A 9,198-nucleotide genomic window follows, 5' to 3' on the forward strand; every position below is an offset into this window, starting at 1 on the left:
CTGACCCGCGTGCTGGCCGAGGGCGGCGCGGCGCTGGCCGCCGGCCTGCTGCGCGCCGGGCTGGTGGACCGCCTGGCCTGGTTCCACGCCCCCGCCATCATCGGCGGCGATGGCCGGCCTGCGCTGGACGCCTTGCCGCTGGAGCTTTTGTCCGCCATGCCCAGATATCGCCGCACCGCCCTGGCGCTGCCGGGGGCGGACCTGTTCAGCGAATACGAGACGGCATCGGAAATGGGGACCGCCTGACATGTTCACCGGCATCATCACCGCCCAGGGCGAGGTGGCCGAGATCGCGCCGCTCGGCGCCGGGCAGGATATGCGCCTGGTGCTGGCGACGCCGCAGGGCTGGCTGGCGGGGGCGGAGATCGGCGCCTCCATCGCCTGCTCCGGCTGCTGCCTGACCGTGGTGGCGCTGGAGGAGAGCCGCTTCGCCGTCGAGGTCTCGGCCGAGACGCTGAGCAAGACCACCCTCGCGCGCTGGCGCCCCGGCACCGTGCTGAATCTCGAGCGCGCGCTGAAGATGGGCGACGAGATGGGCGGCCATGTCGTCTCCGGCCATGTCGACGGGCTGGGCGAGGTTCTTTCTGTCGCGCCCGAGAATGGCTCGCTGCGCATCCAGGTGCGGCTGCCGCCCGAGCTGGCGCGCTTCGTCGCGCCCAAGGGCTCGGTGACGATGGAGGGCGTGTCGCTGACGGTGAACGAGGTGCAGGGGCTGATCTTCGGGGTCAACCTGATCCCGCACACGGCCGAGGTCACCACGCTCGGCCGTCTGGCGGCGGGGGATGCGGTGAATATCGAGATCGACATGCTGGCACGCTATGTCGCGCGGCTGCGGGACTTCGATGTCCAGAGGGAGGAAACCAAGGCATGAGCACATTGACCCAGCGCACCTCCTTCTCGGAATTCCTCAGCCCCACCGAGGAGCTGCTGGAGGAGGCGCGGCGCGGCCGCATGTTCATCCTGGTGGATGACGAGGACCGCGAGAATGAGGGCGACCTCGTGATTCCCGCGCAGTTCGCGACGCCCGATGCCATCAACTTCATGGCCCGCCACGCGCGCGGGCTGATCTGCCTGGCCATGACGCGCAACCGCGTCGAGCAGCTGGGCCTGCCGCTGATGGCGCAGAGCAATGGCACGCGGCACCAGACCGCCTTCACCGTCTCGATCGAGGCGCGGGATGGCGTCACCACCGGCATCTCGGCCGCCGACCGCGCCCGCACGGTTGCGGTGGCGATCAATCCCGAGGCCGGGCGCGAGCAGATCGTGACGCCGGGCCATGTCTTCCCGCTGGTGGCGCGGGAGGGCGGCACGCTGGTGCGCGCCGGCCATACCGAGGCGGCGGTGGATTTCGCGCGGCTGGCCGGGCTGAACCCCTCGGGCGTGATCTGCGAGATCATGAACGATGATGGCAGCATGGCCCGCATGCCGGATCTGGTGGCCTTCGCGCAGCATCACGGGCTGAAGCTCGGCACCATCGCCGATCTGATCGGCTATCGCCGCCGCACCGAGCGGCTGGTGAAGCGGGTCGAGGAAAGCCGACTGGCCGAGCTGCCGGGCGGCGAATGGCGCGTCGTCGTCTATGCCAACACCCAGGAATATGGCGAGCATGTCGCCCTGGTGAAGGGCGACCTGACCCGCCCCGGCCCGGTGCCGGTGCGCATGCACGCCGTGAACCTGTTCGCCGACATCGTCGGCACCAGCGGCTCGGGCGAGCTGCATCGCGCGATGCGCGCCATCGCCGAGACGGGGCGCGGCGTCGTGGTGCTGATCCGCGACGTGAAGCCCACCGCCCTGTCCGAGCGCATCCGCGCCGGGCGCGACCGCAGCGCCCCGCCGGAGCTGCGCGATTACGGCATCGGCGCGCAGATCCTGGCCGATCTCGGCGTCAAGGAAATGGCGCTGCTGACCAACCATCCCAAGGCCATTGTCGGGCTGGAAGGCTACGGGCTGACCGTGGCCGAGACCCGCCCCATCGAGGAAGAAGGCGCCGCATGAGCACCGCCGACGCGCCGGAACGCGCCACCCCCACCATTCCCGGCCCCGCGCCGCGCATCCTGCTGATCCAGGCCCCGTATTACGAGGGCGTGGTCGGCGGCATGCGGCGCGGCGCGGAGAAGATCCTGGCCGAGCTGGGCGCCACGCTGGAGGTGGTCGATGTCGCCGGCGCCTATGAGCTGCCGGCGGCTTTGCGCATGGCGCTGCGCGCCGGGCAGGGCTGGGACGGTTTCCTGCTGCTCGGCTGCGTGGTGAAGGGCGAGACGGACCATTACCAGTTCATCTGCGAGGCGGTCTGCCAGGGTGTCATGGACATCAGCAGCGAGACCGGCGTGCCGCTGGGCTTCGGCCTGCTGACGGTGGAGAGCCTGGACCAGGCCGAGGCGCGCAGCGCCGATGACCGGCACAACAAGGGGGCGGAGGCGGTGCACGCCGTGCTGCAGCAGATCGCGCTGGCCCGCCGCTGGGGGCTGGCATGAGCGGCGCCCCTGGCAGCCCCGTGGGCAAGAAGCCGCGCCCGCCGGTGGCGGGGCGTCCGCGCACCGGTTCGCGCGTCGCCGCCATCCAGGCGCTGTTCCAGAGCGAGCAGTCCGGCGAGTCGGCCGAGACGGTGATCGACCAGTTCGTCCGTTTCCGCATCGGCCCCGATGCGGGCGGGTTCGAGGATGGGCGGGTGCCGCTGGCCGATGTGCCGCTCTTCGCCGGGGTGGTGCGCGGCGTGGCGCGCCAGTCGGAGGCGCTGGACGGCATCCTGCAGGGCCATCTGGCCGGCGACTGGACGGTGGCGCGGCTGGACCCGGTGCTGCGGGCGCTGCTGCGCGCCGCGGCGCATGAGCTGTCCTCCGGCACGGAGCCGCCGGCGCGCGTGGTGATCAACGAGTACATGGACATCGCGCATGGCTTCTTCAGCGGCGAGGAGCCGCGCTTCGCCAATGGCGTGCTGGATGCGATGGCCCGTTCGCTGCGCGCCCCCGAGTTTCAGCGCTAAACTGACTTTTGGGGGCGTGATTCACGCTGTTCGGCGAGTCCGCCTCCAGCGATCACGCCCCTGACGGCGGGGTCCGGGGTGGCCCTTGCCACCCCGGCGGGGTCCAGGGGCAGCGCCCCTGGCCAGGTTGTGGAGTGAAGCGATGCCCATCCCCGCCGAATTCTCCCTGATCGCCAAGCATTTCGCGCCTTTGGCCGGCCCTGGCGCGCTGGGCCTGCTGGATGACGCCGCCGTGCTGGCCCCGCCGCCCGGGCGGGAGCTGGTGCTGGCGGCGGACGCCATGGTGGCGGGGGTGCATTTCCTGCCCGACGATCCGCCGGAGACGCTGGGCCGCAAGCTGCTGCGGGTGAATCTCTCCGACCTCGCCGCGATGGGGGCTGCGCCGCTCGGCTATCTGATGACGGTGGCCTTGCCGCGCGGCACGCCGGATTCCTGGCTGGCCGGCTTCGCCGCCGGGCTGGCGGAGGACCAGCGCGAATTCGGCATCCATGTGCTGGGTGGCGACACGGTGTCGATTCCCGGGCCGGTGACGCTGTCGCTGACCATCCTCGGCCATGTGGCGCCGGGGGCGGCGCTGCGGCGGGCGGGCGCGCGGGTGGGGGACGAGGTCTGGGTCTCGGGCAGCATCGGCGACGGGATGCTGGGGCTGGCGGCGCTGCGCGGCGAGGTTCCCGATGCGGAGGGCTATCTCGCTTCCCGCTACCGGCTGCCGCGGCCGCGGCTGGCGCTGGGCCAGGCGCTGGCGGGGCTGGCCCATGCGGCCATGGATGTATCGGACGGGCTGGTGCAGGACCTTGGCCATCTCTGCCGGGCGGGGGGCTGCGGCGCGGTGCTGCGGGCGGGCGATGTGCCGCTCTCGCCCGATGCGGCGGCGCTGGTGACGGCGCAGCCCGGGCTGTTGCCGAGGCTGCTCTCGGGCGGCGATGATTACGAGCTGCTCTTCGCCGCCGCGCCCGGTGCTGCGCCCGCCATCCAGGCGGCGGCCAGCGCCTGTGGCGTGGCTGTGTCACGCATCGGGCATTTCGTGGCTGGCGAAGCCCTGGTTACCGTGCTGGACGAAGCCGGGGCGGAGCTCCCCCCCGGCACGGGAGGATGGAGTCACTTCTGATGACGGGTCATGAGGCCGCGCAGACGGCGCAGGCCGCCGCGGCCATGCGGCGCAATGTCTGGCTGCTGTTCTTGTGCCAGGCGCTGATGCAGGCCTCCACGGTGGGGCAGGTGGCGATGTCGGCGCTGATCGGCCACAGCCTGGCCACCGACAAGGCGCTGGCCACCCTGCCCATGGCGATCCAGATGGCGGCGACGATGACCGCCTCGATCCCCGCCGGGCTGGTCTTCGCGCGGCTGGGCCGCAAGCCGGGCTTCATCCTGGGCGCGGTGGGGGCGGGCCTCGGCAGCCTGACCTTCGCGCTCGGCGTCTGGCATGGCAGCTTCCTGATCTACTGCCTGGGCGCGGTGCCGGCGGGGTTGGGCTTCGGCATCTCGCAGCATTACCGCTTTGCGGCCGCCGAGGTGGCGACCCCCTCCTACCGGCCGCGCGCCGTGTCGCTGGTGATGGCGGGCGGCGTGCTGTCCGCCATTTTCGGGCCGGAGCTGGTGAAGCATTCGCGGGAGCTGATCCCGCCCTTCACCTTCCTCGGCACCTATCTGTTCCTGGCGGTGCTGCCTTTCCTGTGCGTCACGCTGCTGTCGATGACGCGGCTGCCGCCGCCGCCGCCGCGGCCCAAGGTGGCGACGCCGATCCTGACCATCCTGCGCCGGCCGGATTTCCTGATCGCCGCCATCACCGGCGCCATGGCCTATGGCACGATGAACCTGGTGATGACCTCGACGCCGCTGGAGATGCAGCTCTGCGGCTTCGGCATCGCCTCCAGCGCCACGGTCATCCAGATGCATGCGGTGTCGATGTTCGCGCCGGGCTTCGTCACGGGGCGGCTGATCATCCGCTTCGGGGTGCGGCGGGTGATCGCGGCGGGCGCGCTGCTGAACATGGTGTGCATCGCGGTCGGGCTGGCCGGGCAGCATTTCGCCAATTTCGGCGTCGCGCTGGCGCTGCTGGGGGTGGGCTGGAACTTCATGTTCGTGGGCGCCACCACCCTGCTGGCCGAGACGCACCGGCCCGAGGAGCGGGTGCGCGCCCAGGCCACCAACGACTTCATCGTCTTCGGCACGGTGGCCTGCACGGCGCTGGCCTCCGGCGCCATCCATGAGCTGGCGGGCTGGACCACGCTGAACCTGATGTTGCTGCCGGCGATCGGGCTGGCGCTGCTGCTGGTGGGGCTGGGCGGGCGGCGGGTGCGCGCCGCCGCCTGAGGCCCGCGCGCCGGTCCCGAAAAGCCGGGCATGACAAAGCCCCGGGGGATCGCTCCCCCGGGGCTTTCCGCGTGGCGCGGCCGGCGCCTTGGGTTCAGCGGCCGGGGCCGGTGCCCGGGCCCTGCTGGTCGAGGCCAAGCCCGCCGGCGCCGATCCGGCCGATATTGCCGAACAGCGCCTGCAGCACGGTCCGCTCGGTGCCGGGGACCGGGGTGGTGCGGCCGACCATGCCGACATCGTCGCGCATGTCGTCCTCGCCCAGGCGGCGGATCTGGCGCAGCGTGCCGCGCTCGTCGAAGCGCATCGCCACCACCTGGCGGTCCAGCACCGAGCCGGTGGTGCCGGGGCGCATGCGGGTCACGGAGCTGATGTAATACCACTCGTTGCGGTCGAAGGTGCCGGTGGCGCTGGGCGGGCCCAGCAGCGACTGCACATCGGCCTGGGTCTGCACGCCCGGCGTCAGCTGGGCGAGCAGGTCCTGGTCGACCCGGTTGCCGCGCTGCACCGGCGGCGCGTCGAACAGGGAGCATCCGGCGGCGGGCAAAGCGAGGGCCAGCGCCAGCAGCGCGGCGCGGAGGCGCGGCGCGCGGGCGGGGCTGCGGGGGGTGTCGCTGCTGATCACGGTTGCCCGGATTCCTCTTGGCCAGGGCCGCGCGCCGTCGGATTGACCAGCGCGGGGATGCGGTCCATCTGCAGGACCGATTGCCACCGCCCCGCACCGGGGTCAACCGGCGCCTGCTCACGCTTCCAAGGGAGCCCCGATCCGATGGCCCTGTTCGGCCTGTTCCGCCGCAAGCCGCATGAGCGGCAGGGCTTCGAGCTGTACGGCGCCGCCGTGCGCGCCGCCCGCCACCCGGCCTTCTTCACGCGGCTCGGCGTCGCCGACACGCTGGACGGGCGGTTCGACCTGATCGGGCTGCATGTGGCGCTGCTGATCCGCCGGCTGCACCGCGATGCCGACCCGCGCGGCGCGGCGCTGGCCCAGGCGGTGTTCGACGCCATGTTCGCCGACATGGATTTCAACCTGCGCGAGATGGGGGTGGGCGACATGTCCATCGCCCGCCGGGTGAAGAACATGTGGGAGGCCTTCCACGGCCGCGCCCAGGCCTATGAGGCGCCGCTGGAGGCGGGCGACCGCGAGGGCCTGGCCGTGGCGCTGGCGCGCAATGTCTGGCGCGGCACCGTGGAGCCCTCCGACGCGGCGCCGCGCGAGCTGGCGGCGCTGTCCTTCACCATCGACGCGGCGCTGGCCGGCCAGCCGATCGAGGCGCTGGCCAAGGGCCAGGCCACCTTCCCCAGCCCCGAGGAGGCGCCGGCATGAGCGAAGCCCTGGAATTCTCCCGCACCCTGCCCTGGGTGGCGGTCGGCCCCGAGGGGCGGCGCCAGCGGCTGGAGGCGAATGAGCAGGAGCGCGCGGCGCTGGCGAAGCGCTTCGGCATTCCCGCCATCAACGCCTTCTCGGCCGAGCTGGAGCTGCGCGAGGAGAAATCGGGCGGCATCCGCGTCCGCGGCCGGCTGCGGGCCGAGGTGGTGCAGAGCTGCGTGGTGACGCTGGAGCCGGTGACGCAGACGCTCGACGAGCCGGTCGACCTGCGCTTCCTGGCCCCCGGCGCCGATCTCAGCGACGACCCGGACGGGCCGGACGAGATCGAGACCGAGGAGCGCGGCGTGATGCAACTGGGCGAGGCGCTGGCCGAGCAGCTTTCCCTGGCGCTGGACCCCTATCCGCGCGCCCCGGGGGCGGAGCTGGCGGCGGTGCTGCCGGAGGATGAGGCCGAGCCGGAGGAGGCGGCGCCGCAGCGTCCCAACCCCTTCGCGGTGCTGAAGCGCCCCTGAAGGAAGCGGCGCCGCCGCCGGGCTATTGCAGCACGGCGCGGCGGCGCTCCGCGAAGCCGGCGACGGCCTCGACCAGCGCCGCGCATTCGGCCTCGCCCACCGGCAGGCTGAGCGCCATCATGCCGCGCCGCGCCAGGTAGAGCCCGGCCTGCATCATGTCGAGGAAGAACAGCTCGCGCAGCTGCTCCTCCTCCGGCGTGGCGGCATAGGCGCGCGGGATCGGCATGGGCCGGAAATGCGGGCAGAGCATCGAGCCCATGCCGGTGAACTGCATGCGGGTGCCGGCCACCGCCCGGTTCAGCGCGGCGCGCAGCGCCTCGCCGCGGGCGAACAGCGCCTCGGCCTCGGCCGGGCCGAACACCTCGCCCAGCGCCACCACGCCGCCGGCCATGGACAGGACATTGTTGTTGAAGGTGCCGGCATGCGGCAGGGCGCCGGGGCGGTGGCCGTCGAACAGCGCCATGATGTCCTCCCGCCCGCCAAAGGCGCCGAAGCTCATGCCGCCGGCCATGTATTTTCCCAGTGTCACCATGTCCGGCGTCAGGCCCAGGCGCTGCTGCACGCCGCCCGCCGCGTGGCGGCTGCTCATCACCTCGTCGAGGATCAGGATGGCGCCCGTCTCGGCGGTGGCGTCGCGCAGCGCCTGCAGGAAGCCGGGCTCGGCGGGGAGGCAGCCGCCGGCGCCCTGCACCGGCTCGACGATGACGGTGCCGATGGTCCCGGCCTGCTGGCGGATCAGCGCCGCGGCGCCCTCGGCGTCGTTGTAGTCGGCCAGTGTCACCGGGATCGGCAGGTTCACCGCCTCGGCGCCCGGGGTGAAGACCAGCACGCCGCCATGATAGCCGCCGCGGAAGGCCAGCAGGCCCGGGCGGCGGCTGGCATTGCGCGCGGCGGTGAGCGCCATGATGTTGGCCTCCGTCCCGCTATTGGTGAAGCGCAGGCGCTGCATCGCCGGGAAACGGCCCTGGATCAGCGCGGCGAGCGCCACCTCATCGCCGCCGGGGGCGGCGAAGTTCAGCCCGCGGGCGAGCGCCGCGCGCAGCGCCGCCAGGATGCGCGGCTCGGAATGGCCGAACAGCCCGGCGGAATACTCGCCGCAGAAATCGATGTATTCGCGGCCATCGGCATCCCAGAGCCGGCAGCCCTCGCCGCGCGCCATGCTGGTGGGGAAGGGGGTGTAGAACAGCACGCTGCGGGTGCTGCCGCCGGCCAGGCTCTGCCGCGCCGTCTCATGCAGGGCGGCGGAGCGGGGGCGGGCGGCGGCATAGGCCTGCCGCGCCTCCTCCAGCAGCGCGCCGAGCGGGGCGTTGCGGCGCCCGGTCTCGGGCATGGCGGGAGCTTGGGCGGGCGCGCTGTCGGGCATGACCGTTTCCCTCTCGGACCCGGGCAGGCTGCGGCCGGCCCTGGCGCCGGTCAAGCCCGGCCGCCAGGGCGCCGCTGCAAGCGCAGAATGCGACAGCCGCAGCAATGTGAAGCCTTTCAGCCGCCTGGGATGGCGCGTAACAACGATGTATCAAGACTGGCGGGGGCAGGGCGCCCCTTGTATGGAGGCGTCATGCGCCGCAGAGACCTGTCCACCCTGCTGATCGCCGCCGCGCTTCCGCTGCCAGCCTTCGCCCAAGGGGTTTCCACCGGCCGCGCCCCCGCCGCGCAGCCGGGCTGGGAGGCGCTGCTGCGCCTGGCCGCGCGGCTGCGCCAGCTGGACCAGGACGGGCTGACCCCGCGCCATTACGACATCCCCGAGGATGCGCGCGCCGCCGCCGACCCGCAGGGCTATGTCGCCGCCCTCTATGCCAGCGCCGCCGCCGCCATGGCCGACCTGCTGCACGGCCATGTGCCGGAGCAGGCCGCGCGCCCGGACATCCGCCGCGACCTGACCGCCCAGCCGATCAGCCAGTGGCAAGCCGCCCTCTATGGCAGCGCCGAGCCGGCCGAGGTGATCGAGCGCGCCGCCCTGCTGCCACCCCGAGATGCCGGCGCTGCGCCTGGCGCTGCGCGCCGCCCGCGCCCGCGTCGAGGCCGGCGGCTGGCCCGGCATGCCCACCGGCGGCACGCTGGACCCTGGC

11 protein-coding genes and 1 pseudogene are annotated in these 9,198 nt (G+C 72.9%); 10 read left to right on the forward strand and 2 right to left on the reverse strand.

The window, feature by feature from the left end:
- The 7 genes from HMPREF0731_RS10615 to HMPREF0731_RS10645 form a co-directional block, all read left to right on the forward strand.
- Nucleotides 1-246, forward strand: a 246-nt coding sequence (locus HMPREF0731_RS10615) for a dihydrofolate reductase family protein (protein WP_211207921.1), incomplete at its 5' end; no start/stop codon positions are given.
- Nucleotide 247: 1 nt separating this feature from the next.
- Nucleotides 248-871 carry a riboflavin synthase gene (locus tag HMPREF0731_RS10620; RefSeq protein WP_007004118.1) on the forward strand — a complete coding sequence of 208 codons (624 nt, stop codon included), beginning with the start codon at nt 248-250 and terminating at the stop codon, nt 869-871.
- Entirely contained in the window at nt 868-1,995 is a 1,128-nt protein-coding gene (ribB, locus tag HMPREF0731_RS10625) for a 3,4-dihydroxy-2-butanone-4-phosphate synthase (protein ID WP_007004119.1), read from the forward strand. The genes HMPREF0731_RS10620 and ribB overlap by 4 nt, the downstream gene beginning before the upstream one ends.
- On the forward strand, nt 1,992-2,474 hold the full coding sequence (gene ribH / locus HMPREF0731_RS10630) for a 6,7-dimethyl-8-ribityllumazine synthase (protein WP_007004120.1): 483 nt from the start codon (nt 1,992-1,994) through the stop codon (nt 2,472-2,474). The genes ribB and ribH overlap by 4 nt, the downstream gene beginning before the upstream one ends.
- A complete protein-coding gene (gene nusB, locus HMPREF0731_RS10635; protein WP_007004121.1) occupies nt 2,471-2,983 on the forward strand; it encodes a transcription antitermination factor NusB in 513 nt (170 codons plus the stop codon). The genes ribH and nusB overlap by 4 nt, the downstream gene beginning before the upstream one ends.
- A gap of 142 nt (nt 2,984-3,125) precedes the next feature.
- Nucleotides 3,126-4,091 carry a thiamine-phosphate kinase gene (gene thiL / locus HMPREF0731_RS10640; RefSeq protein WP_007004122.1) on the forward strand — a complete coding sequence of 322 codons (966 nt, stop codon included), beginning with the start codon at nt 3,126-3,128 and terminating at the stop codon, nt 4,089-4,091.
- Nucleotides 4,091-5,296 (forward strand): MFS transporter, encoded by a 1,206-nt coding sequence (locus HMPREF0731_RS10645; RefSeq protein ID WP_007004123.1) that lies wholly within the window; start codon nt 4,091-4,093, stop codon nt 5,294-5,296. The genes thiL and HMPREF0731_RS10645 overlap by 1 nt, the downstream gene beginning before the upstream one ends.
- 94 nt (nt 5,297-5,390) lie before the next feature.
- On the opposite strand, the gene HMPREF0731_RS10650 is transcribed toward HMPREF0731_RS10645, so the two are convergent.
- Nucleotides 5,391-5,918, reverse strand: a complete 528-nt coding sequence (locus HMPREF0731_RS10650; RefSeq protein ID WP_007004124.1) for an outer membrane protein assembly factor BamE — start codon at nt 5,916-5,918, stop codon at nt 5,391-5,393.
- Nucleotides 5,919-6,062: 144 nt separating this feature from the next.
- Between HMPREF0731_RS10650 and HMPREF0731_RS10655 the strand changes: the two genes are divergently transcribed.
- Nucleotides 6,063-6,617, forward strand: a complete 555-nt coding sequence (locus HMPREF0731_RS10655; protein ID WP_007004125.1) for a ubiquinol-cytochrome C chaperone family protein — start codon at nt 6,063-6,065, stop codon at nt 6,615-6,617.
- Nucleotides 6,614-7,132, forward strand: coding sequence for a YceD family protein (locus HMPREF0731_RS10660; protein ID WP_007004126.1), 519 nt, complete (start codon nt 6,614-6,616; stop codon nt 7,130-7,132). The genes HMPREF0731_RS10655 and HMPREF0731_RS10660 overlap by 4 nt, the downstream gene beginning before the upstream one ends.
- Nucleotides 7,133-7,154: 22 nt before the next feature.
- Here the strand turns inward: HMPREF0731_RS10660 and HMPREF0731_RS10665 are convergent, their stop codons facing one another.
- Nucleotides 7,155-8,495, reverse strand: a complete 1,341-nt coding sequence (locus HMPREF0731_RS10665) for an aspartate aminotransferase family protein (protein ID WP_051014732.1) — start codon at nt 8,493-8,495, stop codon at nt 7,155-7,157.
- A gap of 192 nt (nt 8,496-8,687) precedes the next feature.
- On the opposite strand from HMPREF0731_RS10665, the pseudogene HMPREF0731_RS25315 reads away from it, so the two are divergent.
- Nucleotides 8,688-9,198, forward strand: a pseudogene (locus tag HMPREF0731_RS25315) (hypothetical protein); the annotation flags it as partial.

This window comes from Pseudoroseomonas cervicalis ATCC 49957 (genome assembly GCF_000164635.1).
Lineage (GTDB): Bacteria > Pseudomonadota > Alphaproteobacteria > Acetobacterales > Acetobacteraceae > Pseudoroseomonas > Pseudoroseomonas cervicalis.

Excerpts from the sequence above, each read along its gene's own strand:
- nusB (WP_007004121.1), top strand. The coding sequence starts at position 2,471 with ATGAGCGGCGCCCCTGGCAGCCCCGTGGGCAAGAAGCCGCGCCCGCCG.
- HMPREF0731_RS10620 (WP_007004118.1), top strand. The coding sequence starts at position 248 with ATGTTCACCGGCATCATCACCGCCCAGGGCGAGGTGGCCGAGATCGCG.
- HMPREF0731_RS10645 (WP_007004123.1), top strand. The coding sequence starts at position 4,091 with ATGACGGGTCATGAGGCCGCGCAGACGGCGCAGGCCGCCGCGGCCATG.
- ribB (WP_007004119.1), top strand. The coding sequence starts at position 868 with ATGAGCACATTGACCCAGCGCACCTCCTTCTCGGAATTCCTCAGCCCC.
- HMPREF0731_RS10665 (WP_051014732.1), bottom strand. The coding sequence starts at position 8,495 with ATGCCCGACAGCGCGCCCGCCCAAGCTCCCGCCATGCCCGAGACCGGG.
- ribH (WP_007004120.1), top strand. The coding sequence starts at position 1,992 with ATGAGCACCGCCGACGCGCCGGAACGCGCCACCCCCACCATTCCCGGC.
- HMPREF0731_RS10655 (WP_007004125.1), top strand. The coding sequence starts at position 6,063 with ATGGCCCTGTTCGGCCTGTTCCGCCGCAAGCCGCATGAGCGGCAGGGC.
- thiL (WP_007004122.1), top strand. The coding sequence starts at position 3,126 with ATGCCCATCCCCGCCGAATTCTCCCTGATCGCCAAGCATTTCGCGCCT.
- HMPREF0731_RS10660 (WP_007004126.1), top strand. The coding sequence starts at position 6,614 with ATGAGCGAAGCCCTGGAATTCTCCCGCACCCTGCCCTGGGTGGCGGTC.